22 protein-coding genes are annotated in these 23,158 nt (G+C 60.5%); 13 read left to right on the forward strand and 9 right to left on the reverse strand.

All coding sequences use genetic code 11. The features are described 5' to 3' along the window. Window positions 1-32: 32 nt before the first annotated feature. Together hemW and D6858_RS12150 are read left to right on the forward strand one after the other, a co-directional pair. Window positions 33-1,184, forward strand: coding sequence for a radical SAM family heme chaperone HemW (gene hemW / locus D6858_RS12145; RefSeq protein WP_120110865.1), 1,152 nt, complete (start codon window positions 33-35; stop codon window positions 1,182-1,184). Continuing rightward, window positions 1,181-2,074 carry a tyrosine recombinase XerC gene (locus D6858_RS12150; RefSeq protein WP_120110868.1) on the forward strand — a complete coding sequence of 298 codons (894 nt, stop codon included), beginning with the start codon at window positions 1,181-1,183 and terminating at the stop codon, window positions 2,072-2,074. The genes hemW and D6858_RS12150 overlap by 4 nt, the downstream gene beginning before the upstream one ends. A 794-nt stretch (window positions 2,075-2,868) precedes the next feature. Here the strand turns inward: D6858_RS12150 and D6858_RS12155 are convergent. The 4 genes from D6858_RS12155 to rsmI all read right to left on the reverse strand — a co-directional run bounded on the left by D6858_RS12155 (window position 2,869) and on the right by rsmI (window position 5,719). Further along, window positions 2,869-3,474, reverse strand: coding sequence for a DedA family protein (locus D6858_RS12155; protein WP_120110871.1), 606 nt, complete (start codon window positions 3,472-3,474; stop codon window positions 2,869-2,871). A 77-nt stretch (window positions 3,475-3,551) separates the two neighbouring features. Then, the gene (gene gshB / locus D6858_RS12160) at window positions 3,552-4,502 is read right to left on the reverse strand and encodes a glutathione synthase (RefSeq protein ID WP_120110873.1); all 951 of its coding nucleotides are present in this window, start codon (window positions 4,500-4,502) and stop codon (window positions 3,552-3,554) included. Between the two features lie 24 nt (window positions 4,503-4,526). Then, a complete protein-coding gene (locus tag D6858_RS12165) occupies window positions 4,527-4,877 on the reverse strand; it encodes a YraN family protein (RefSeq protein ID WP_120110876.1) in 351 nt (116 codons plus the stop codon). Continuing rightward, window positions 4,874-5,719: a 16S rRNA (cytidine(1402)-2'-O)-methyltransferase gene (rsmI, locus tag D6858_RS12170; RefSeq protein ID WP_120110879.1), complete on the reverse strand. Its 846-nt coding sequence runs from the start codon at window positions 5,717-5,719 to the stop codon at window positions 4,874-4,876. The genes D6858_RS12165 and rsmI overlap by 4 nt, the downstream gene beginning before the upstream one ends. 40 nt (window positions 5,720-5,759) lie before the next feature. Between rsmI and D6858_RS12175 the strand changes: the two genes are divergently transcribed. Both D6858_RS12175 and parE read left to right on the forward strand, forming a co-directional pair. Continuing rightward, window positions 5,760-6,926, forward strand: coding sequence for a penicillin-binding protein activator (locus D6858_RS12175; RefSeq protein ID WP_120110882.1), 1,167 nt, complete (start codon window positions 5,760-5,762; stop codon window positions 6,924-6,926). 67 nt (window positions 6,927-6,993) lie between these two features. Further along, window positions 6,994-8,970 carry a DNA topoisomerase IV subunit B gene (gene parE, locus D6858_RS12180; protein ID WP_120110885.1) on the forward strand — a complete coding sequence of 659 codons (1,977 nt, stop codon included), beginning with the start codon at window positions 6,994-6,996 and terminating at the stop codon, window positions 8,968-8,970. Window positions 8,971-9,006: 36 nt separating this feature from the next. On the opposite strand, the gene D6858_RS12185 is transcribed toward parE, so the two are convergent. After that, a complete protein-coding gene (locus tag D6858_RS12185; RefSeq protein WP_120110888.1) occupies window positions 9,007-10,197 on the reverse strand; it encodes a glycosyltransferase family 87 protein in 1,191 nt (396 codons plus the stop codon). A gap of 153 nt (window positions 10,198-10,350) precedes the next feature. Here D6858_RS12185 and D6858_RS12190 point away from each other — a divergent pair, with 153 nt between their 5' ends. The 4 genes from D6858_RS12190 to D6858_RS12205 all read left to right on the forward strand — a co-directional run bounded on the left by D6858_RS12190 (window position 10,351) and on the right by D6858_RS12205 (window position 14,638). Continuing rightward, window positions 10,351-11,646, forward strand: a complete 1,296-nt coding sequence (locus D6858_RS12190) for a serine hydrolase (RefSeq protein ID WP_165859703.1) — start codon at window positions 10,351-10,353, stop codon at window positions 11,644-11,646. A 68-nt stretch (window positions 11,647-11,714) separates the two neighbouring features. Next, window positions 11,715-12,569: an AAA family ATPase gene (locus tag D6858_RS12195; protein WP_120110893.1), complete on the forward strand. Its 855-nt coding sequence runs from the start codon at window positions 11,715-11,717 to the stop codon at window positions 12,567-12,569. Next, the gene (locus D6858_RS12200; RefSeq protein ID WP_240623828.1) at window positions 12,562-13,449 is read left to right on the forward strand and encodes a DUF817 domain-containing protein; all 888 of its coding nucleotides are present in this window, start codon (window positions 12,562-12,564) and stop codon (window positions 13,447-13,449) included. Before D6858_RS12195 ends, D6858_RS12200 begins: the two co-directional genes overlap by 8 nt. A 7-nt stretch (window positions 13,450-13,456) precedes the next feature. After that, the gene (locus D6858_RS12205) at window positions 13,457-14,638 is read left to right on the forward strand and encodes a vWA domain-containing protein (RefSeq protein ID WP_120110895.1); all 1,182 of its coding nucleotides are present in this window, start codon (window positions 13,457-13,459) and stop codon (window positions 14,636-14,638) included. A 16-nt stretch (window positions 14,639-14,654) separates the two neighbouring features. Here the strand turns inward: D6858_RS12205 and D6858_RS12210 are convergent, their stop codons facing one another. Together D6858_RS12210 and D6858_RS12215 are read right to left on the reverse strand one after the other, a co-directional pair. After that, on the reverse strand, window positions 14,655-15,854 hold the full coding sequence (locus D6858_RS12210; RefSeq protein WP_120110898.1) for an exo-beta-N-acetylmuramidase NamZ family protein: 1,200 nt from the start codon (window positions 15,852-15,854) through the stop codon (window positions 14,655-14,657). Then, entirely contained in the window at window positions 15,851-16,393 is a 543-nt protein-coding gene (locus tag D6858_RS12215) for a DOMON-like domain-containing protein (protein ID WP_120110901.1), read from the reverse strand. The genes D6858_RS12210 and D6858_RS12215 overlap by 4 nt, the downstream gene beginning before the upstream one ends. Window positions 16,394-16,425: 32 nt before the next feature. On the opposite strand from D6858_RS12215, the gene tyrS reads away from it, so the two are divergent. The 5 genes from tyrS to D6858_RS12240 all read left to right on the forward strand — a co-directional run bounded on the left by tyrS (window position 16,426) and on the right by D6858_RS12240 (window position 21,096). After that, window positions 16,426-17,634 carry a tyrosine--tRNA ligase gene (gene tyrS, locus D6858_RS12220; RefSeq protein WP_120110904.1) on the forward strand — a complete coding sequence of 403 codons (1,209 nt, stop codon included), beginning with the start codon at window positions 16,426-16,428 and terminating at the stop codon, window positions 17,632-17,634. Window positions 17,635-17,745: 111 nt separating this feature from the next. Further along, window positions 17,746-18,084 (forward strand): PilZ domain-containing protein, encoded by a 339-nt coding sequence (locus D6858_RS12225; protein WP_205664941.1) that lies wholly within the window; start codon window positions 17,746-17,748, stop codon window positions 18,082-18,084. Window positions 18,085-18,203: 119 nt separating this feature from the next. Then, window positions 18,204-19,487 carry an MFS transporter gene (locus D6858_RS12230; RefSeq protein WP_120110908.1) on the forward strand — a complete coding sequence of 428 codons (1,284 nt, stop codon included), beginning with the start codon at window positions 18,204-18,206 and terminating at the stop codon, window positions 19,485-19,487. Then, window positions 19,484-20,404, forward strand: coding sequence for a cysteine synthase A (cysK, locus tag D6858_RS12235; protein ID WP_120110910.1), 921 nt, complete (start codon window positions 19,484-19,486; stop codon window positions 20,402-20,404). The genes D6858_RS12230 and cysK overlap by 4 nt, the downstream gene beginning before the upstream one ends. Continuing rightward, window positions 20,401-21,096: a dienelactone hydrolase family protein gene (locus D6858_RS12240; RefSeq protein ID WP_240623829.1), complete on the forward strand. Its 696-nt coding sequence runs from the start codon at window positions 20,401-20,403 to the stop codon at window positions 21,094-21,096. Before cysK ends, D6858_RS12240 begins: the two co-directional genes overlap by 4 nt. Here D6858_RS12240 and D6858_RS12245 read toward each other — a convergent pair. Both D6858_RS12245 and D6858_RS12250 read right to left on the reverse strand, forming a co-directional pair. Then, complete coding sequence (locus tag D6858_RS12245) at window positions 21,093-21,524, reverse strand: DUF1330 domain-containing protein (protein WP_120110913.1); 432 nt, start codon at window positions 21,522-21,524, stop codon at window positions 21,093-21,095. The genes D6858_RS12240 and D6858_RS12245 overlap by 4 nt on opposite strands. After that, complete coding sequence (locus D6858_RS12250; RefSeq protein ID WP_120110916.1) at window positions 21,524-23,134, reverse strand: long-chain fatty acid--CoA ligase; 1,611 nt, start codon at window positions 23,132-23,134, stop codon at window positions 21,524-21,526. The genes D6858_RS12245 and D6858_RS12250 overlap by 1 nt, the downstream gene beginning before the upstream one ends. Window positions 23,135-23,158: the final 24 nt, after the last annotated feature.

Below are 23,158 nucleotides of genomic sequence, written 5' to 3' on the forward strand. Positions count from 1 at the left end.
ACCGATTCTGAAGGGTAGCTGCGAAAGCTCACATGGCCCAAGCGCTCTATATCCACTGGCCATTTTGCCTGAAGAAATGCCCGTATTGCGACTTCAACAGCCATGTGCGCGACGGAGTCGACATCGCGTTGTGGCAAGATGCCCTGCTGGCCGACATGCGGCACGAGGCGGCGCTGGCCGGGGGGGAGCCGCTGGCGTCGATCTTCTTCGGTGGTGGCACGCCCAGCCTGATGCCGCCTGCACTCGTTGCCACTTTGCTGGCCGAAGCGGAGCGGTTGTGGGGTTTTGCCGAGGGGATCGAAATTACGCTGGAAGCGAACCCCTCTTCGGTGGAGGCGGATCGCTTTGCCGGGCTGACCGCTGCCGGGGTCAACCGCGTCTCACTCGGCCTGCAATCGCTCGACGATGCCGCGCTGCGATTTCTCGGGCGGCTACACAATGCCAGCGAAGGGCTGGCCGCGCTGGCCACCGCGCAAGCGTGCTTCTCGCGGATCAACGCCGATTTCATCTACGCCCGCCCCGGCCAGACCGCCGATGGCTGGCGCCACGAACTGGAAGCGGCGCTGGCGCTGGGCACCGACCACCTCTCGCTGTACCAGCTCACCATCGAACCCGGCACCCGCTTCGCCACCGATGTGCGGCGCGGCGAATTTGTGCCGCTGGATGACGATCCGGCCGCCGATCTGTTCGCTTTGACCCGTGAACTGACAAAGCAGGCGGGCTTACCTGCATACGAGGTATCCAATCACGCGCGCTGTCAGTCGGAAAGTCGGCATAACCTGACGTATTGGCGGTATCACGACTACTCAGGGATCGGACCCGGCGCACATGGCAGGCGCAATGGCGTGGCCACCGTGCGCCATAAGAAGCCGGAAAACTGGCTGGCCGAAATCGCCAGATCGGGCCACGGCATCGGCGAACAGCGCATTCTGGGCCAGCGCGAACAGGCCAGCGAAGCGCTGCTGATGGGCCTGCGCCTGACAGAAGGTATTGATCTGGCGGATATCTCTGCGCGCTTTGCCCTGCCGCCTGCCGATCTGATCGATCATGATCGGGTGGACTTTTATCGCGGGCTCGATCTGGTCTGGCAGCGCGATACCCGGATCGGCGTAACCGAAGCGGGGATGCCGCTGCTCGATGCCTTGCTGGGCGAACTGGTACACGAAGAACTGGTTACGACGTGAGCAAGGCGGACCTTCTCGAAGCGTGGCAAAACCATCTGGCGGACGGGCGGCGGCGCTCTCCGCATACCGTGCGGGCCTATCTGGCGGCGGCCAATCGCCTGCTCGAAGCGACTGGAATCGTTGATTTCGCCAGCGTTGCCGCACTGGAGGGGCCGGACTTGCGTCGCCAGCTCGCTGCGCGGCGGGCGGACGGATTATCCAACGCATCCACCGCCCGCGAACTGTCGGCGCTGAAAGGGTTTGTCGCCTTCGCCCGCACCCAGATCGGGCGCGACGGCGCCCCGCCCCGGCTGCGCGGCCCGCGCCTCAAGAAAGGCCTGCCGCGCCCGATAACCCCTGACGATATAAGCAATATTGCCGACCTGATCGAGGGCGATGCCAGCGAAGCATGGATCGGATCGCGCGACCGCGCGGTGCTCTACCTGATGTACGGCGCAGGCCTGCGTATTGCCGAGGCACTGTCGCTGAAAGGCAGCGACCTGCCCCCCGGCGAAACGCTGCAAGTCACGGGCAAAGGGGGAAAACAGCGGATCGTGCCGCTGCTGCCCATCGTGCGCGCGGCGATCACCGACTATGCCGCCAAATGCCCCTACCCGCTTGATAGCGACGGACCATTGTTCCGCGGGGCCAAGGGCGGCGCGCTGGGGCAAGGCATGGTGCAGAAGGCAATGGCCCGCGCCCGCGTCGTGCTGGGCCTGCCGTCAACCGCGACACCGCACGCGCTAAGGCACAGTTTCGCAACGCATTTGCTGGGCGCCGGGGCCGATCTCAGAAGCTTGCAGGAACTGCTCGGCCACGCCAGTCTGGGTTCGACGCAGATCTATACCAAAGTCGATGCGGCGACCCTGCTCGACACCTACCGCAACGCCCACCCGCGCGAGAAGGGCTAGGCTCAGGCCTCAACGACGCGTTCGTCATTGCGAACGCAGTGAAGCAATCCACCATCCCACGCTTCCGACCATCGCAACGGTTGTGGCAGAGGCAGACCTCCGTCCATGGATTGCCACGTCGCCTAACGGCTCCTCGCAATGACGAGTTATGAGGGATACGCACAGCGGCGGCGAACACCGCCCCCAAATCAAACCCACTTTGTGCCTTCGCGCCTTCGTGTGAACCAAACACTCCATCGCAACGGTTGCAGCAGAGGCAGACCTCCGCCCATAGATTGCCACGTCGCCTGACGGTTCCTCGCAATGACGAATTATGAGGGTTACACATGGCGACGAGGAACACCGCCCCCAAAAAGCCATCGCGTCTTCGTTTCTTCGTGTGAACCAAACACGCCTTCACCCAAAAACCGCCCATCGCAACGGTTGTGGCAGCGGAAGGCCTTGCTCCATGGATTGCCACGTCGCCTAACGGCTCCTCGCAATGACGAAGAGAGATACAGCAAGGCCCCGCTTCTTCACTATTCCCATCAGCGCGCTTGTGTTGAGCAAGCATCCACGGCGTTACACCGACACCCACACCAAACCCCTCCGTGCCTTAGTGCCTTCGTGTGAACCAAACACACCATCGCAACGGTCGCGGCAGAGGCAGGCCTCCGCTCATGGATTGCCACGTCGCCGAACGGCTCCTCGCAATGACGAGTTATGAGGGACAAGCACAGCGGCGGCGAACACCGCCCCGCAAATCAAACCCACTTTGTGCCTTCGCGTCTTCGCGTGAACCAGGCTGCCGCCCACTACCGCAAGTGGCGCGGTTTCCATGTGATAACGCGATATCCATACCAGATCAGCGACACCACGACCAAACCGGCGATCACCCATTGCGCCACGCTTTCATATTGCCCGATTACGCCCGCCAGCCATGTCCCGCCCCAGATCAGCAGCGTGTTCCAGATCGCCGCGCCAACGAAGGTAAAGGTCAGAAAACGCCACACATTCATCCGCGCCAGCCCGGCGGGGAGCGAAATCATCGTGCGCAGGAACGGGCTGAACCGACAGGCGAACACCACCCATTGCCCATGCTTGCGAAAGAACGCGATGGCGCGATCGATATCCTCCCACTCGACCGTCAGCCAGCGGCCCCAGCGGGCGATGAAGGGTTCGAGCCGGTTCCTGCCCCACTTCTCCCCCACCCAGAACCACGCATAGTTGCCCAGTGTCGAACCGACAGTGCCCCAGAACAGCAGCGGCCAGAAGTCCATCTGTCCGCGAGCGACCAGCACGCCGCCGATCCCCATGATGACTTCGGAGGGAACCGGCGGAATGACGTTTTCGAGCACCATCAGGAAGAAGATGCCCCAATATCCGCCCAGCCGGATCGCTTCGATGATCAGATCATGCATGGTCGGGCAACGCGCGGCTCACGATGAAGTTCTCTGAAATTCTCCCGGCGGCGACCTGTCCGCCGTTTGAAAGCGGATCAGGCCAGACGCGCTTCGATCGCGTCCCAGATCATGCCGGGGGTGTCTGTGCCGTTGTAACGGTCGATAGCGACGATCCCGGTCGGGCTGGTCACGTTGATTTCAGTCAGCCACTGCCCGCCAATCACATCGATACCCACGAAGATCAGGCCCAGTTCTTTCAGGCGCGGGCCCATTTCGGCGCAGATTTCCTCCTCGCGCGGGGTCAGCGTGGTCGCTTCGGCGCTGCCGCCGACAGCCAGATTGGAACGGAACTCCCCTTCCCCCGGCTTGCGGTTGATCGCCCCGGCCACTTCGCCATCGACCAGCACGATCCGCTTATCGCCCTGCGCGACTTCGGGCAGGAACGGTTGCACCATGTGCGGTTCGGGCCAGGTCTGGTTGAACACTTCGAACAGCGCCGACAGGTTATCTCCGTCGGCCGGAACGCGGAAGATCGCCTTGCCGCCATTGCCGTGGATCGGTTTGACCACCACCGCGCCATGTTCGCGCTGGAACCGGCGCACTTCGTCCACCGAGCGGGTGACCAGCGTCGGCGGCATAAAGTGCCGGTAATCGAGCACCATCACCTTTTCCGGCGCATTGCGGACGGAAACGGGATTGTTCACCACCAGCGTTTCCCCCTCGATCCGTTCGAGCATATGGGTGGCGGTGATATAGCCCATGTGGAACGGCGGATCCTGCCGCATCAGCACGACATCGATATCGCGACCGAGGTCGATCCGCTGCGTTTCGCCCTTGGTGAAGTGGTCGCCTTCCACCCGCTGCACTGTCACCGGGTTGGCATGGGCGATCAGGCGGTCGTCGGCATCGAGGGTCAGCGATCCCACGTCGTAGTGATACAGGCTCGCCCCGCGCTGTTGTGCGCTGAGCATCAGAGCGAAGCTCGAATCGCCGGCGATGTTGATCGTGTCGAGCGGGTCCATCTGAACCGCAACGCGCAGGGGCATTGGCATTTCCTTCGTTTCGGGCCTTTACGGCATCCAGGCATTGACGATGTGGTCCGGCAGGCGGCCCGGCGCAAGGAGGATCACGTCAATCCGCGTATCTTCCCCTTCGCGCACATATTCGTGCGCCACGGCTTCAGTCGCCGCCGCTACCCGGCGCAGGCGACGGGCATCGATGGCATAGGCCAGCTCTTCCGCCCGGTTGCGCCACTTCACCTCTATGAACGCAACAGTGCCGAAACGGCGGGCGATCAGGTCGATTTCGCCCACCGGCGTCTTGCGGCGGCGGTCGAGGATCGTCCACCCTTTGGCCATCAGGTACAGTTCGGCCCGGCGTTCGCCCCGCCTGCCATCGCGCTCCGCCCGCTGGCGTTTCACTGCCCCTTCAGCTCCATCGCCCGCGCGTAGAGCGTCTTGCGATCGATCCCCGTTTCCTTCGCGACGAAGGCAGCGGCCTGCGATGTTTTCATCGTTTCGAGCGCTTCGCGCAACATGCTCTCGGCATCGTCCTTGCTGACAGCCACCTCTTCCGGCGGAGCGATCATCAGGACGATTTCCCCTTTGGGCGGATGCGCCTCGTAATGCTCCAGCAGTTCGGCGGCGGCGGCGGTGCGGCATTCTTCGTGCAGCTTGGTCAGCTCTCGCGCCACCGATATCATGCGCCCCGGCAGAACTTCGGCAATCGCCGCCAGCGATCTGGTCAGGCGCGGCCCGGTTTCGTAAAACAGCAGCGTGGCATCGACTTGCGCCAGAGAAGCCAGCGTATCGCCGCGCGCCTTGTCTTTCGATGGCAGGAAACCGGCGAACAGAAACCGGTCGTTCGGCAGGCCCGACAGCGTCAGCCCGACAATCGCCGCACAGGGACCGGGCAGCGAAGTGACCGCGACCCCCGAATCGCGCGCATCGCGCACCAGCCGGTAACCCGGATCGGAAATCAGCGGCGTGCCCGCATCGCTGACCAGTGCGATCGCCTGCGTCCGCGCCGCTTCCACGATACGCGCGCGATCCCGCTCGCTGGCATGATCGTCATACCGCCACAGCGGCTTGGCCGATCCGATATGTTTCATCAGCTTGCCGGTGACGCGCGTATCCTCGCACGCTACGGCATCGCAGCCTTTCAACACCTCGGCTGCGCGCAAAGTCACGTCACCGAGATTGCCAATCGGGGTCGCGACTATATAGAGGCCGGGAGAGAGAGGTTTGGTGGAGTGGTGGGACACAACTCGGCCTCATGGACCAGATACGCGGGGAGCGGCAAGCATGAACGGATGGAAAATGAATCGGCGCAAGCTGATGGTGGCAGGCTCTGCCCTGTTGTTGGCAGGTTGTAAGGTCATTCCCGGCGGTGGACCGAACACCACCGGCCCCACCCCGACTCCGACCCCCGAACCCAGCGCGACCACGTTGCCCAGCGACGATGCCCGCCACCGTGTTGCCTTGCTGGTGCCGACGACGGGGACCAATGGCGATGTGGGCCTGTCCATCGCCAATGCCACTACGATGGCGCTGCTCGATACCAATGCATCGAACCTGCGAATCACCACATACGATACCGCCACCGATGCGCGCAGCGCGGCAGCCAGGGCGATTGCCGACGGCAACAGCGTGATCCTCGGCCCGCTGATGGCCGACAATGTGCCGCAGGTTCTGGCCGAAGCGCGGCGGGCGGATGTCCCGCTGATCAGTTTTTCGAACGACAGCGCGATTGCCGGGCCGGACGTGTTCGTGATGGGCATCGCGCCAGGCCAGTCGATTGAACGTTCGGTGAAATTCGCCCGCGACCGCGGGGCCAGCCGTTTCGCTGCCATCATCCCCGATGGCGATTACGGGCAAAGAGCCGCTGCCGCCCTGTCCAGCGCGGTGGCCGGTAGTGGCGGGACAATGGTCGCTTCCGAAACATATGCGCGCGGCAATACGTCCATCGTCAGCGCGGCCACACGCCTGCAATCGCGGGGCGGGTTCGATACCGTCCTGATCGCGGACGGTCCCCGGCTTGCGGCGCAGGCAGCGGGCGTGCTCCGTCCGCGCGGCACCGGCACCACGCAATTGCTGGGCACGGAACTGTGGAGCGGCGATTCCACCGTCACACGGGCAGCGGCGCTGCGCGGGGCGATGTTCTCCGCTGTATCGGACAGCCGATTCAAACGTTTTGCGGATAGCTACAACACCCGTTTCGGCAAACAGCCTTACCGCATCTCGACTCTCGGTTACGATGCCGTGCTGCTGACGCTGCGGGTCGCGCGCGACTGGAAACCGGGCAGGAAATTCCCGATTTCGACTTTGCGCAGCCCCGACGGCTTCCTCGGTCTGGACGGGGTATTCCGCTTCAATCGCAACAACGTGGCCGAACGCGCGATGGAAGTGCGGCAGGTGCAGGATGGCAAAGTCGTCATCATATCCCCTGCCCCCGGCAAGTTCGGCGGCTGACGATAACTCCCCCCGAACGCCACGTGCCGCTTGAAGGGTCACGAATCCGAAGCCTATAGCTGGCGGCATGTCAGATGACCTGTTCGATAACACACCGGCCTCCAGCGGTGACTACGACGCTTCCTCTATCGAAGTGCTCGAAGGGCTGGAGCCCGTCCGCCGCCGCCCCGGTATGTATATCGGGGGCACGGACGACCGCGCGCTGCACCACCTCGCAGCCGAAGTGCTCGACAATTCGATGGACGAAGCGGTGGCGGGCCACGCCACCCGGATCGAAGTCAGTCTGGAACAGGGCAACCGCCTGACCATCACCGACAACGGGCGCGGGATGCCGGTGGGCGAACATCCCAAGTTTCCCGGCAAATCGACGCTGGAAGTGATCCTTGGCACGCTCCATTCGGGCGGCAAGTTTTCGGGCAAGGCCTATGCCACCAGCGGCGGCCTGCACGGCGTCGGCGTGTCGGTGGTCAACGCGCTCAGTTCATATACCCGCGTCGAAGTCGCGCGCGACCGCCAGCTTTATGCGCAGGAGTTTTCGCGCGGCATCACCCAGGGCCCTTTGCAGGAACTTGGCCCTACCCCCAACCGCCGTGGTACGACCGTGACATTCGTGCCCGATACCGAGATTTTCGGGGATCGGCAGTTCAGCGCCAGGCGGCTTTTCAAACTCGCCCGGTCGAAGGCATATCTGTTCGCAGGTGTCGAAATTCGCTGGAAATGCGCCGCCAGTCTGACCAGCGACGATGTCCCGGCGGAGGCGGTGTTCAAGTTTCCCGGCGGTCTGGCCGATCATCTGGCGGAACAGATCGGCGCGCGCGAATGCGTCACCAGCCAGCCCTTCACCGGATCGCAGGAATTTCCCGACGAACAGGGCCGCGTCGAATGGGCCATCGCATGGCCGCTATGGTCCGATGGCGCGACGAGCTGGTATTGCAACACCGTGCCCACCCCCGACGGCGGGACGCATGAACAGGGCCTGCGCGCCGCGCTGACCAAGGGGTTGCGCGCCTTCGGTGAACTGACCGGCGCGAAGAAGGCCAAGGAAATCACAGCCGACGATGTGATGACCGGCGGCGAAATCATGCTGAGCGTGTTCATCCGCGACCCGCAATTCCAGAGCCAGACGAAAGATCGCCTGACCTCGCCCGAAGCGGCCCGTCTGGTCGAAAACGCGGTGCGCGATCACTTCGACCATTTCCTCACCGACAATATGGATCGCGGCAAGGCACTGCTCGGCAGTGTGATGGAGCGGATGGACGAACGCCTGCGCCGCAAGCAGGAGCGTGAGGTCAAGCGCAAGACCGCCACCAATGCCAAGAAGCTGCGCCTGCCCGGCAAACTGACCGATTGTTCGGGCGAAGGTGACGGCGAAACCGAACTGTTCATCGTCGAAGGCGATTCGGCAGGCGGCAGCGCCAAACAGGCCCGCAACCGCAAGACGCAGGCCATCCTGCCGATCCGCGGCAAGATCCTGAATGTCGCCAGCGCCAGCGCCGACAAGATCCGCGCCAACAGCGAAATCGCCGATCTCGCGCTGGCGATGGGTTGCGGCACCCGCAAGGACTGCGACCCGGAAAACATGCGGTACGACCGGATCATCATCATGACCGACGCCGATGTCGACGGCGCGCATATCGCTACGCTGCTGATGACGTTCTTCTTTCAGGAAATGGCCGAAGTCGTGCGCGGTGGATATCTCTATCTCGCGCAGCCGCCGCTCTATAAACTCACCGCCGGGAAAGAGAGCGTCTATGCCCGCGACGATGCACACCGCGCCGAGCTGGAAGCGACTTTGTTCAAAGGCAAGAAAGTCGAAGTGAGCCGGTTCAAGGGTCTGGGTGAAATGAACCCGCAGCAATTGCGCGAAACCACGATGAACCCCGAAACCCGCAGCCTGATCCGCATCACCCTGCCCGCTGAACATGAACAGCGGCACGCGGTGAAGGAACTGGTCGATCAGTTGATGGGGCGCAACCCGGAACACCGGTTCAACTTCATCCAGAACAACGCCGGCGAATTCGACCGCGAGATGATCGACGCCTGACACCGCTCAGGCGGTGGTTGCTCAGGCGACTGCTGCTTAGGTGGGGGATGCCTCGCGCCGTTCCGCAATGATTGCGCGTGCGACTACCGCGAACAGCGCGGCCATTGCGAATGGCATAACCGGCACGCCTGTTGCCAGCGCCAGCGGTCGGGCAAAAATCGGCGTGGCAAAGGCCAGCAGGATCGCGATGCGCTGCCAGTCGCGGTCTGGCTGCGCCGCCAGCCACAGCAGCGGAAACGCCAGTATCACCAGATCGTAATCGAGCACGAACGGTGTCGCCAAAGGTGCGCCAGCCAGCATCAGCGCGCCGATACCCAGATCGTATGTCCTGCGAAATGCGACCGCGATCAGCGTGGCGACCACCGCCAGACTCACCGCCGCCTGCACGGCATAGGCCGCCGCAGTCGTGCCGCCCAGCATCTTCACTCCGGCAAATGCGCTCATCATCTTGCCATAGCCGACCGCACCCGTCGCCATCGCGGCACCCGCCTGATCGCTGATCGCCAACCAGTCCGCCCAGATCGCAGTGCCAAACGCCAGTGTCGAAATCGCCGCCAGCGCCAGCGCGGTGACCCCCGCCGACACGATAGCCCGCCATTGCCCCGTCAGCAGCAAAACGATGGGGATCAGCAAGCCGAACTGCGGCTTGATCGTCGCCAGACCGAAACAGATACCCGCCGCGACCGGCCGGTCCCTCACCAGCAAAGCCCCGCCGCCCAGCAAGGCCGCGAGCAGAAACGACGTCTGCCCGTGGGTGATCGTGATCGCGACCGGCGGGAATGCCAGCGCCAGCAACCACAGCGGCGCCCCCGCCCCCACTTGCCCGATCCACCCGCGCACCGCCGCCAGATACAGCCCGCCGCCCAGCGCGATCCACACCGCCAGCGCCGGAAAATACCCCAGCACCCCCAGCGGCGCGACAAACGGCAAAAACGTGGGTGGATAGAAAAATGCCGTGAAGCCATCGGCAGCTTTGAAATACTGCTGCTGCGTCGCGATGTGCGCCGCCATGTCATACACATTCTGCCCAGCCAGCAGCATCCGCCCCGATGTCCAGAAGCTGATGAAGTCGGTTCCGATCAGAAACCCGTTGCGATCCACTCCGGCCCGTGCCGTGGCCAGCAACCAGATAATCAGCGCAATATTCGCCGCGGCTGCGATAAACAGGTAGCCACGCACGCGTTCTTTGTTCAACCAGGGGGCGGTGCGGATTACGTTTACGCTCATATCCGTATACCCGCCGCCTTAAGTGGAAAACTGCCCTTTAAAAACAATGATATACCCCCCGAATATCGTGGTGAACATCCTGTCATGTTCAAGAGACGAAACAAGCCGGCCACGCGCATTGCATCCATCTGTCGGGACGTTATCCTGTTGGGCATGATCGGAAAATCTCTATTCGCTACCGCCGCTCTGGCATTTCTGGCTGCCAACCCGGCAATGGCCCGGACAGCACCTTCGCAAACCGAGCCGAAATCCGATAGCCTGACTCAGCAAGGGGCGCAGGCCGTCGCGGAATTTCTCCACGGAAAACGCACCGCGGAAGAGGTATTTTCTCCGGGTTTTCTGGCGGTTGTGCCTAAATCTCAGCTTCAGGCCCTGGCTGCGAAACTGGCAGAACAGTTCGGGCCATTCGATGCGGTGGCCTCGGTTGAGGAGAAAAATCCCAATCAGGGAATCGTCACTCTGCGCTACGCCAAAGCGACGATTGCCGGCCCGATAACCATTGATAACGGCGGCAAAGTAACGGGTCTGTTGCTCAACGATGTGAAGCCGCTGGGCGACAGCGTGGCCAAAGTTCAGGCCGACCTGGAGGCGCTTCCGGGAAAGGTCAGCGTCCTGTCCGCTTCGCTGGACGGCAAGCAATCGTCGGTTCTGGAAATCGCGCCAGATCAACAGCTTGCCATCGGTTCTACATTCAAACTCTACGTGCTTTCCGCCCTCGCCCATTCCATCGAACGCGGCGAACACCGCTGGGACGAAGTCGTAAACCTCACCGAAAAATCGCTGCCCAGCGGGCAAATGCAGGAATGGCCCGCAGGCGCGCCCGTCACGCTCCATACGCTGGCCAGCATGATGATCTCGATCAGCGATAATACCGCGACAGATCAACTGATTAGAGTGCTGGGCCGCAAGGCAATCGGCGATGAATTGCGTAAGAGCGGACACTCCACGCCGGACAAGACTCTGCCGTTTTTGACCACGCACGAACTGTTCGCCTTGAAAGGCAACCCGGCGCTTGGGGCGCAATACGCCGCCGCTGACGAAACAGGGCAGGAAGCCATTCTGAAAAGGCTGGATGTGCAAATCAAAACTGATCCGGCATCGATACCGCTACCCCAATATACAGAACCGCACGCTATCGACACGCTCGAATGGTTTGCCAGCGCCAATGATATTGCGGGCATTTTTCGCCGGATCGTTGCGCTGAAAGACCCCACCGCGCGCCAGATTTTGGCAATCTCCCCCTCGATGTCAGCCTCCGACCGCGCGCGATTTGCATATGTCGGATATAAAGGTGGGTCAGAACCGGGCGTACTCAACCTGAGCTGGCTCATGCAGACCAAGAGCGGCGAATGGCGCGTACTGACAATAAGTTGGAACGATCAATCCAGCCCTGTGGACCAAGGCAAGCTGGAAATGCTGGCTACCCGCCTCCTCAAACTGAGCGAATAAGCAAAGCCCCCCTTGCCCTACGAATGCTGGCCGCTTAACGTATACGTAAAGTTGCGAAGGGAGACCCAATGGTCCAGCGTTTTGAAGGCACTAACGATTATATCGCCACCGACGATCTGAAAGTGGCGGTGAACGCCGCTGTCACGCTCCGTCGTCCATTGCTGGTGAAGGGGGAACCCGGCACCGGCAAGACCGTGCTGGCGCAGGAAATCGCCAGGGCGATCGATGCCCCTCTGATCGAATGGAACGTAAAATCGACCACCAAGGCGCATCAGGGGCTGTATGAATACGATGCCGTAGCCCGGTTGCGCGATGGGCAATTGGGCGAAGAGCGCGTCCACGACATCCGCAACTACATCAAGCGCGGCAAATTGTGGGAAGCTTTCACCAGCGAGAAACTGCCTGTCCTGCTGATCGACGAGATCGACAAGGCCGATATCGAATTCCCCAACGATCTGCTGCACGAACTCGATCGGATGAAATTCGACGTGTACGAAACGCAGGAAACAATCGAAGCGAAAGAGCGCCCGATTGTCGTCATCACCTCGAACAACGAGAAGGAATTGCCCGACGCATTCCTGCGTCGCTGTTTCTTCCATTATATCAAGTTCCCCGATCACGACACGATGAGGGAAATCATCGAAGTCCACTTCCCCGGCATCCAGAAAGCTCTGGTCACCAAAGCAATGGAAGTGTTCTATGAACTCCGCGAAGTGCCGGGCCTGAAGAAGAAGCCGAGCACCAGCGAATTGCTCGACTGGCTCAAGCTGTTGCTCAATGAAGATATGCCGCTGGATGTCTTGCAGAATAAAGACCCGACCAAGGCTATCCCGCCGATGCACGGCGCGTTGTTGAAAAACGAACAGGACGTGATGCTGTTCGAACGTCTGGCCTTTATGGCCCGGCGCAATCCGGGTGGCTGACAGGCTGAAACCGCGCGAAACAACCCGCTTTGCCGCCATCCGTGCGCGGCTCGAAACGTTCGAGCCGCGTGCTGGCATCTATGCATGGTTATACGAATTCGCGCTGTTCGGCTTCAAACAAGGCTGGGCATGTCTGTTCGGCGGACTGATGCTGGCGCTGCTGGTGGGTACGCACCTGTTCTATCCCGCCGATGCCGCGCTGGCCCGGTATGATTTCCTGACACTGGCCGCGTTGGGAATACAGATCGCCATGCTGGCTCTGCGTCTGGAAACATGGGGCGAGGCCAAAGTGATCCTCGCCTTTCACGTCGTCGGCACTGTGATGGAGCTGTTCAAAACCGCCTACGGATCATGGATATATCCTGAGGCGAGTATCCTGCGGATCGGGGCAGTGCCGTTGTTTTCCGGCTTCATGTATGCCGCCGTCGGCAGCTACATCGCGCGGGTTTGGCGAATTTTCGATTTCCGCTTCACCGCCTATCCTCCACGGTGGGCGACATGGGTTCTGGCAGTGGCTATCTACGTCAACTTTTTCACGCATCATTGGCTGCCCGATGTTCGGATGGCTTTGTTTGCGGCGATGATCGCGCTGTTTGCCCGCACCCGGATTTACTTCACTGTCTGGCGCGAACCACGCTGGATGCCGCTGTTGGTTGGGTGGCTGCTGGTCGCGCTGTTCATCTGGTTTGCGGAAAACCTCGGCACCGTTGCACGGGCGTGGACTTATCCCGATCAGGCGCATGGCTGGGCGATGGTGTCTCCGGCCAAGCTCGGCGCGTGGTATCTGCTGATGTACATCAGCTTCGTTCTCGTCAGCTGGGTCGCGACCATACGCGCGCCCTTTGTCAGCGCTGCCCCCCCTACACAACAAGCGGTATGAAATCCCCATGTTCCTGAACTTCATCGACGAACTGCGTGCCGCCGGGATCAAGGCGAGTTTTAAAGAGCATCTCACTCTGCTCGAAGCGCTGGACAAGAACGTGATCGAGCATACGCCAGAGGCATTCTATTACCTTGCCCGCGCCACCTTCGTGAAAGACGAAGGGCTGATCGATCGCTTCGATCAGGTGTTCCAGAAGGTCTTCAAAGGGATCATGACCGATTATGGCCAGAACCCGGTCGATGTTCCCCAAGACTGGCTGAAAGCGGTTGCCGAGAAATTCCTCACGCCAGAAGAAATGGCCGAGATCGAGAAAATGGGTTCGTGGGAAGAACTCATGGATACGCTTAAGAAACGTCTGGAAGAACAGGAAAAACGCCATCAGGGCGGCAACAAGTGGATCGGCACTGGGGGCACCTCGCCATACGGTAATTCCGGCTACAACCCCGAAGGGGTGCGGATCGGCGGCGAGAGCAAGCATAAGCGCGCCGTGAAAGTGTGGGAGAAGCGCGAATTTCGCAATCTCGACAACACCCGAGAACTGGGCACACGCAATATCAAGGTTGCACTGCGTCGCTTGCGCCGCTTTGCCCGCGAAGGTGCGGCCGACGAACTCGATCTGGATGCCACCATCGAAGGCACCGCCAAGCAAGGCTGGCTCGATATCCATATGCGGCCAGAGCGGCACAATGCCGTCAAACTGCTGCTGTTCCTCGACGTTGGCGGATCGATGGACCCGTTTATCAAAGTGACGGAAGAACTGTTCAGCGCAGCGACCAGCGAATTCAAAAACCTCGAATTCTTCTACTTCCACAACTGCCTTTACGAAGGGGTATGGAAGGACAACCGCCGCCGCTGGGCCGAACGGACCAAAACGTGGGATATCCTCCACAAATATGGGCACGATTACAAAGTCGTATTTGTAGGTGACGCAGCGATGAGCCCCTACGAAATCACCCACCCCGGCGGCAGTGTCGAGCACATGAACGAGGAAGCCGGCGCTGTTTGGATGCAGCGGGTGACCAATACTTATCCGGCGACCGTCTGGCTCAATCCCGTGCCTGAAAACCAGTGGGGATACTCACAATCGACCAAAGTCATGCGGCAGTTGATCGATGATCGGATGTATCCGCTCACGCTCGAAGGGCTGGATGATGCGATGCGGGAATTGAGCCGCAAACACGGCTGATAACTCCGCAAATCGCTCAATAAAGCAATAGCGGCGCAACACTTTCACGCCATCCCGCTTCGTCGGCGGCGGCGCGAGCATCAAGGTCGAACGGTTCGGCGCTGGCATCGTCGACCCATTCGCGCAAAGCCGGGCCACCGTTGATGACGTCGATCGCCAATCGGTCGAACTCGTACTCATAGGGGAAATCACGCCACAGCGCATATTCAGGGTAAAGCCGCCGGATCGCCTTGAACGCCAGCGCCTGCAATCGCCAGGGGCGGAATGTGCCATGATTGTAAAACCCATGTTCGGCATGGATCATCAACGCGCTGCACAATTCGTGCGCGTGCTTGTGGAATGTCGGCTCGAAGTAACAAGGACGGATCGCGCAGCCTGCCAGCCATTCCGGCGCCAAACGGCGCATTTCCGCCAGCACCGCAATCCCATCGATATCCGGCGCGCCGAACAATACCTCCAGCGGTCTGGTCGTGCCCCTCCCCTCGCTCAGATTGGTCCCTTCGAGCATGACCGTGCCAGCATAAGCTCTCGCCATATTGATATTGGCGGCATTCGGGCTGGGGTTGATCCATACCCGTTCGGCAGGCCAGCCATATCCCGGCCCCGCTTCGGGCAGCCAGTGGTGCATCTCAATCACCCGATAGGCTACGTCCAGATTGAATTCGCGAATGAACCATTCACCCATTTCACCCATTGTCAGGCCGTGACGCATCGGCATCGGCGCTGCACCGACAAAGCTCTCCTGACCGTGGACGAGCAAAGTCCCTTCCACCGGGCGGCCAGCGGGATTGGGGCGATCCAGTACCCACACTTCCTTGCCGTGCTCCGCCGCAGCCTGAAGCAGATAGAGCAACGTGGTGACGAATGTGTAGATACGGCACCCCAGATCCTGCAGGTCGAACAGGAAGACATCGGCCGTGCTCATCATCTGCCCGGTGGGGCGACGCACTTCGCCGTAGAGGCTGAAAACCGGAATCCCCAAAACGGGGTCGGTTTCGTCAGCCGTTTCGACCATGTTATCCTGCTTATCACCCTTCAGCCCATGCTGCGGGCCAAGCGCGCTGGTAATATTGACACCGGCGCCAATCAGAGCATCGAGGCTATGAGTCAGGTCCGCCGTGACCGAGGCGGGATGCGCCACGAGCGACACGCGCCTGCCTTCAAGCGGTTTCCTAAGGTCGGGGTCGGCCAGCAGCCGGTCAATGCCGAATTTCATGAACCTTGCGGTGCCGCAAGCGTGGCCGCGAAGCAAGCCGGATCGTGAAAGTCAGGCTTTGCCTGAGGATGCACCATCGCCCAATAGGATTTCGTGCCGCCCTCTTCTTCGAGAATTGCGGTAATCGCCATCGCAGCAGGCAATTGCGGCAGAACGTCCCGTGGAATCGCCGCATCGAAAATGGCAAACGTCGATCCCTCACGCAGCCCGATCTCCGGCTCTCGAGAAGCCGGCCGATTGCTCATCCCATCACGATAACCGCTGAACTGATACGCTGCCCAGCGACCCGATGGCGACAGGTTGATCTCGACATATTCCTGCCCACCTTCGGGCCTCAAAAACAGCTCGAAACAGGTTGTCCGCCACAGTTCGTCCTGCCGCCCGCGCCCCGAATAAGGGGGAACGACCAGACTGCCCGATCCATCCACCCTCCACCGGATGCGAACCAGATGATCGTCGAAGCCGATTATCTGCGCTTCGACCCGTGTAATCGCTCTGGGCGGAAAATCGGGATGAAAGTGAAGTTGATACGTTTGCATGTCCACGCCCCCGTGCTAACCGCCCGCCCGTTATGAGCGAGTACACATCAGACCTTCTCCGCCTGCTCGACGAGCGCGGCTATGTCCACCAGATGACCGACGCGACGGGGCTGGATGCCCTTGCCGCGCGCCAGATCGTGCCCGGGTATATCGGGTTCGATGCGACCGCCCCTTCGCTGCATGTCGGATCGCTGGTGCAGATCATGATGCTGCGCCGCCTGCAACAGACGGGACACAAGCCAATCGTGCTGATGGGTGGTGGCACCACCCGGATTGGCGACCCCAGCGGTCGCGACGAAAGCCGCAAAGTGCTCGACGATGCGACGATCGCGGAAAACATCGCCGGGATACGAACAGTCTTCGAACGCTTGCTGACGTTCGGTGATGGCCCGACCGACGCCATCATGGTGAACAACGACGACTGGCTTTCCCAACTCGGCTATATCGATCTGCTCCGCGACGTAGGCCCGCACTTCACCGTCAACCGGATGCTGTCGTTCGATTCCGTCAAACTGCGGCTTGAACGCGAACAATCGCTGACTTTCCTCGAATTCAACTACATGATCCTGCAGGCATACGATTTTGTAGAACTTGGGCGGCGCCACGGCTGCCGGTTGCAGATGGGCGGCAGCGATCAGTGGGGCAATATCGTCAACGGCATCGAACTGTCCCGCCGCATGGAAAGCCGGGAGGTGTACGGCCTCACTACACCGCTTCTGACCACTGCCGATGGCGCCAAGATGGGCAAGACCGCAGCAGGTGCGGTATGGCTGAACGAACCGCAACTGCCCGCCTACGACTTCTGGCAATACTGGCGCAACGTGGACGATCGCGATGTCGGGCGTTTCCTACGCCTGTTCACCGACCTGCCGCTCAGCGAAATTGCACGACTGGAATCGCTCGAAGGGGCAGAGATCAATGCGGCGAAAATCGTACTGGCGAACGAAGTCACTAAACTGGTTCGCGGCGAGGAAGCTTCGGCATCGGCAGAAGCTACCGCTTCGCAAACATTTGCCGCGGGCGGCGCGGGTGACGACCTCCCTCGCCTGATGATTGCGGCGGAGATGACTGTCGCCAATGCATTGAGAGAGCTAGGTTTCGTCGCATCGGGCGGCGAAGCCAAACGCAAGGTGGCAGAAGGCGCCGTAAAGATCGATGGCGAGACAATCACCGATCCTGCGGCACCGGCACGACCAGGCAAACTCAGTCTGGGCAAGAAGCGCCACGCTATCCTGAGCTAATTTTCCATTTAGGTTACAATCGCTTGTCTCAAAATGGGACAAGCGATCTTAACTCTAAATCAGCATTTGGCGGTCATATTTCATCCTCCACGCACAGGGAGGATTTGGCACGTGTCCGCAGGAGCTCAGCTTTCCGTCACCGATATGCGGCGCGCAGCGCGGCATCCGGTCGATTACACCGTGATCGCTGAACATTTCGATCATGGCGACATGAGCGTACACATTGCCAATATTTCGGCACACGGCTTCATGATCGACGACGCACAAAAGCTGGCGCGCGGAGATCGGCTGATCGTCCGCCTTCCCGTGGTAGGCCGGATCGAAGCCTATTGCATCTGGGTGCGCGATGAACGCGCCGGCTTTCAGTTCGAGCGGATCATCCGCATCGACGACTTCATAGGCATGATCGACGAACTTCAACCCAATCCGCGCTTGCGCCGCCGTCGCTAGGGTGCTGCAAAGCCGTCGTTTCTGCGCCCGGTCTGGCGTTCCCGCACTATAAAAGCAGAATAATTGCGTAGGGTGAAAGCGGCTCTCGCTTCCCATCGATCACATGCGCTGCCATTGCAGTGCATGTGAAAGACATCCCTCATCCGCTGACTATCGCCAATTTTCGCGCCTATTTCGTCGCCCGACTTGCCAGCACCGTAGCGGTGAGCGCTCAGGCAATTATCATTGGATGGCAGGTCTATGCCATCGCGCGGCAAACGATGGATATCAAGCAGGCCGCCTTTTTGCTGGGCATGATCGGCCTGCTCCAGTTTGTGCCGCTGTTCCTGCTGACACCAGTCGTAGGGCTGGTTGCCGATACATATGACCGGCGATGGATCGCACGGGGAACCACGGCGTTGCTCACGATCAACGCGGCGGCTCTGGGCCTGCTGACCTGGGCGGGTATGCTGACGCTGCCCTATCTGTTCGTCGCGGCCGTTCTGATCGGGATTGCCCGCGCATTTTCGGGACCGGCATATTCCGCGCTGGCCCCCAACCTTGTCCCACGCGAAAGCCTGCCGACAGCGATCGCGGTCAGTTCGATTGCCTGGCAGGCGGGTATGATTGCAGGGCCGAGCGTGGGCGGTGTGCTCTATGCCATCCATCCGGACGTCGCTTACGGCTCGATTTCGGTGATGCTCGCGTTCTCTCTGACCATGGTTTTCCTGATCGGGAAAGTACCACAGCCTGCCGCGCAAAAGGATCGCCGCCCGCTCCACCGCGTGATCGATGGGTTTTCTTATGTTCGCGACAACCGGCTGGTACTTGCTGCAATTACCCTCGATCTGTTTGTCGTACTGCTGGCCGGTACGACTGCCCTACTGCCTGTGTTTGCCCGGGATATTCTCCATGTCGACGCAGCCGGGTTCGGTATATTGGCGGCAGGCATGGGGATCGGTGCTGCAACCGCATCGATCTGGTTTTCGTTCCGCCCGATGAAGACCGAAGTCGGGGTCAAGATGCTTGGCGCGGTTGTCCTGTTTGCTCTTGCGATCCTCACATTCGGGATATCGCGCTGGTTCTGGCTGAGCTTCGGCGCACTTGTCGTGGCGGGGGCGGCCGATATGGTTTCGGTTTATGTTCGCCAGTCGTTGATCCAGTTGCACACCCCCGATGAAATGCGCGGCCGTGTCGGGGCCGTTTCGGCACTGACCATTTCCGCCTCCAACGAATTGGGCGAAGCGGAATCGGGTTTTATGGCTTCGATCCTCGGACCGGTAGGTGCGGTGATCTTCGGCGGGGTCGCAGCAATCGGAATTACGCTTGCATGGGCCTGGCTTTTCCCGGAACTCAGACACGCGCGAACCTTTGATCCAAAGGATCATTCTTCACCCGAGAAAAACAAGGAGGCAGTTTCATGAAAGCCGACAGCGTTCTCGCCACTATCGGAAACACCCCGCATATCCGCCTGTCACGACTATTCCCCAACCACGAAGTGTGGGTAAAGTCGGAACGTACCAATCCTGGTGGATCGATCAAAGACCGCATCGCACTGGCCATGGTCGAAGATGCAGAGCGATCAGGGGCGCTCAAGCCCGGCGGCACAATTATCGAACCGACCAGTGGCAACACAGGGATCGGGCTGGCGATGGTCGCCGCGGTCAAAGGTTATAAGCTCGTTCTCGTCATGCCGGAAAGCATGAGCATCGAGCGTCGTCGCCTGATGCTGGCCTATGGTGCCAGCTTCGACCTGACTCCCAAGGAGAATGGGATGAAAGGCGCGCTCGAACGGGCCAGTGAACTGGTTGCGCAAACCGACAATTCATGGATGCCGCAGCAATTCGACAATGCGTCGAACCCAACGATCCATGCGCGCACTACGGCGCAGGAAATTCTCGCTGATTTCGCTGATACACCGATTGACGCTTTGATTACGGGCGTGGGCACCGGCGGCCACCTGACCGGCTGTGCTGAAGCGCTCAAGAAATCCTGGCCTGAGATGAAGGCTTTTGCGGTGGAGCCAGCTCTGTCGCCCGTCATCAGTGGTGGTCAGCCCGGCCCTCACCCGATTCAAGGGATCGGCGCCGGTTTCATTCCGGAAAACCTGCACACGCAGGCTATCGACGGTGCCATCAAGGTCGATGCAGAGAAGGCGAAGGAAATGGCTCGCCAATGCGCCGCCAAGGAAGGCTTGCTGGTGGGTATTTCGAGTGGTGCCACACTGGCCGCGATTGCAAGCAAGCTGCCCGATCTCAAAGAAGGCAGCCGCGTGCTGGGCTTCAACTATGACACCGGCGAACGGTATCTGTCGGTCCCGGACTTCCTGCCCGAAGCATGATGTCGGAAGCCGTCTCCTATTGCGATGGCGACACCAAGCTGACCGGGTATGTTTATCGCCCGGTCGGCGCACCGCGCGCATCGGTTGCGGTATTTCCCACCATCATGAACCCGACGCCCGCGGTCGTCGCCAAGGCGGAAGCTCTGGCCAAGGCCGGATATCTGGCATTTGTTTGCGATTTCTATGGCCAGGATCCACATGACTTTGCCGCAGCGCAAGGACTGGCCAGCGAGCTACGTCGCGATGCCACGAACTATCGCCAACGATTGAGCGCAGGCCTCGCTACCTTGCGTGCGCTGGCCCCCGATCTGCCACAGGCGGCAATCGGATTTTGCATGGGAGGACAAGCCGTTCTGGAACTGGCTCGAAGCGGCGCGAACCTTGTGCTGGTGGCCAGTTTCCACGGGTTGCTCAACACCGATCTCCCTGCGCAGCCTGGCACCGTGAAAGCCCGTATTCTGGTATGTCATGGCGATGCCGACGAACTTGTGCCGCGGGAACAGGTTATTCGGTTCTGGGAAGAAATGGACCGCAGTGGGGCCAACTGGCATTTCCATTCGTACAGCGGTGTCAAACACGGGTTCACCAACCCGAATGCCCCACCCAACGGCGACATGGTAGCATATGATTCCAGTGCAGACCGGCAGAGCTGGTCGGCCCTGCTCAGTCTGCTGGACGAAGTGCTCGATTAGAACCTGTTCCCGCTACCCTTGCCGGGGTTGAAACGGATCAGGCGGCTATCGAGTACGGCGGCGGTGCGATTGACCACTGCCTTGCGGTACTCGGGATCGGTAACCATCTCCAGAAACGCTGCGCTGTTGGGATATTCGGCCACAAAACCATCATCCCACTGCCGGTCTTCCGGCCCGATCAGCATGACCTGAAATGCTCCGCGCCAGGCGATACGGCCACCGACTCGCTGAAAAATCGGGCCGCTGGTATGGCCATATTCGGTGTAAGCTTCCTGCCCCGACCATCCTTTTCCCGCATTGGGATGGTCGGCGGGATATTCCGCCCGATCGCGAAATCGCAGAAGATTCAGCATGTGGATCGGTTCATCTCGCGGCAGAGCCTTGAATGCAGCGAAACCCGCTGCGCTCGGATCGAGATAGCAATCCATTATGCAGCGTCTTCCAGAGTATAATCTTTGAACCGTTCGCGCAGATCTTTCTTACTGATTTTGCCTGTCGCCGTATGCGGGATCTCATCCACGAATTCGATCGCATCCGGCAACCACCATTTGGCGACTTTGTCCGTGAGAAACTCGCGCAATTCTTCGCCACTAACCGAAAGACTCTCCTTCACGACCACGAACAGCACCGGGCGTTCATCCCATTTGGGATGCGGCATCCCCACTGCCGCCGCTTCCGCTACTGCAGGATGACCGACCGCGGCATTTTCCAGCTCGACCGAGCTGATCCATTCGCCGCCCGATTTGATAACGTCCTTTGTCCGGTCAGTGAGCTGGAGCGAACCATCAGGGTGAAGAATCCCGACATCGCCGGTATCGAACCAGCCATCGGCGTTGATCGCATCGCGATCCGCCTTGAAATACCGCTTGATGATCCACGGGCCGCGAATTTGCAAAGCACCGCTTGTCTTCCCATCGCGAGGAAGCTCGGTTTCCATGTCGTCCAGATTGACGGTGCGTAGCTGGACACCGAAGATCGGGCGGCCCTGCCGTGCCGTGCGATCCACCTTCTCTTCGAACGTCAGCTGATCCCAGTCCGCGCTCGGCCCTCCGACAGTGCCGATCGGGCTGGTTTCAGTCATGCCCCACGCGTGCTGCACGCGCGTACCGTTTTTCATCAGGCGTTCGATCATGAAACGGGGCGCGGCCGAACCGCCGATAGTGGCGGCTGTTAGTTTGGGCAGTTCCAGCCCGTTGGCATCGCAATACTGGAAATGCGCCAGCCACACCGTCGGCACCCCGGCACTGTCCGTCACGCCTTCGCGCTTCATCAGATCGTCCAGAACGGCGGGATCGTTGACTGCGGAAAACACGAATTTGATGCCTGCCATCCCCCCTGCGTAGGGAAGGCCCCAACTTGCCGCGTGGAACATCGGCACCACAGGCAACATCACACTGGCAGCGCTGAAGTTGAATGCGGCGGTCTGCAGGCCTGCCATAGCGTGCATAACCGTAGAACGATGTTCGTATTGCACGCCCTTGGGATTACCGGTGGTCCCGCTGGTGTAACACAGCATGCAAGGATCGCGTTCGCTTCCCTGCACCCATTCGTAATCCCCATCGTGTTGTCCGATCCAGTCTTCGAACGCCACCGCGTCTGATCCGGCAGGCGGATCGTAGCAGATATAGTGCTCGACTGTCGGCCAGCGGTCGCGCATCCGGTCGACGATCGGCTGAAAAGCCGCATCGTACATCAGCACACGATCTTCAGCGTGATTGACGATATAGTCCAGCTGATCGTCGAACAGGCGTGGGTTCACGGTGTGAAGAACACCACCCATGCCCGCCACGCCAAACCAGCTTACCAGATGGCGAGCATGATTCATCGCCAGGCTGGCCACACGTTCGCCGGGTTTGATCCCGACAGCTTCCAGTGCCTGAGCGAGTTTCAGAGCATCGCTGCGGACGTTCTGCCAATTGGTGCGCGTTTCGCTGCCATTTGCCCAATGGGTTACAATTTCCCGATCCCCGGCCTCGCGCGCGGCATGATCGATCACATGCGTCACGCGCATGGTCCAGTCCTGCATTGCTCCCAGCATATGCCTCTCCTGCAAAAGATGCCC

It is taken from the genome of Tsuneonella suprasediminis, from assembly GCF_003605755.1.
GTDB lineage: Bacteria > Pseudomonadota > Alphaproteobacteria > Sphingomonadales > Sphingomonadaceae > Tsuneonella > Tsuneonella suprasediminis.

Coding starts and splice junctions, on each gene's coding strand:
- D6858_RS12195 (WP_120110893.1), top strand. CDS start 11,715: ATGGTCCAGCGTTTTGAAGGCACTAACGATTATATCGCCACCGACGAT.
- hemW (WP_120110865.1), top strand. CDS start 33: ATGGCCCAAGCGCTCTATATCCACTGGCCATTTTGCCTGAAGAAATGC.
- D6858_RS12185 (WP_120110888.1), bottom strand. CDS start 10,197: ATGAGCGTAAACGTAATCCGCACCGCCCCCTGGTTGAACAAAGAACGC.
- D6858_RS12240 (WP_240623829.1), top strand. CDS start 20,401: ATGATGTCGGAAGCCGTCTCCTATTGCGATGGCGACACCAAGCTGACC.
- D6858_RS12175 (WP_120110882.1), top strand. CDS start 5,760: ATGAACGGATGGAAAATGAATCGGCGCAAGCTGATGGTGGCAGGCTCT.
- D6858_RS12190 (WP_165859703.1), top strand. CDS start 10,351: ATGATCGGAAAATCTCTATTCGCTACCGCCGCTCTGGCATTTCTGGCT.
- D6858_RS12250 (WP_120110916.1), bottom strand. CDS start 23,134: ATGCTGGGAGCAATGCAGGACTGGACCATGCGCGTGACGCATGTGATC.
- D6858_RS12155 (WP_120110871.1), bottom strand. CDS start 3,474: ATGCATGATCTGATCATCGAAGCGATCCGGCTGGGCGGATATTGGGGC.
- D6858_RS12215 (WP_120110901.1), bottom strand. CDS start 16,393: ATGCAAACGTATCAACTTCACTTTCATCCCGATTTTCCGCCCAGAGCG.
- D6858_RS12205 (WP_120110895.1), top strand. CDS start 13,457: ATGTTCCTGAACTTCATCGACGAACTGCGTGCCGCCGGGATCAAGGCG.
- tyrS (WP_120110904.1), top strand. CDS start 16,426: ATGAGCGAGTACACATCAGACCTTCTCCGCCTGCTCGACGAGCGCGGC.
- cysK (WP_120110910.1), top strand. CDS start 19,484: ATGAAAGCCGACAGCGTTCTCGCCACTATCGGAAACACCCCGCATATC.
- parE (WP_120110885.1), top strand. CDS start 6,994: ATGTCAGATGACCTGTTCGATAACACACCGGCCTCCAGCGGTGACTAC.
- D6858_RS12245 (WP_120110913.1), bottom strand. CDS start 21,524: ATGGATTGCTATCTCGATCCGAGCGCAGCGGGTTTCGCTGCATTCAAG.
- D6858_RS12210 (WP_120110898.1), bottom strand. CDS start 15,854: ATGAAATTCGGCATTGACCGGCTGCTGGCCGACCCCGACCTTAGGAAA.
- gshB (WP_120110873.1), bottom strand. CDS start 4,502: ATGCCCCTGCGCGTTGCGGTTCAGATGGACCCGCTCGACACGATCAAC.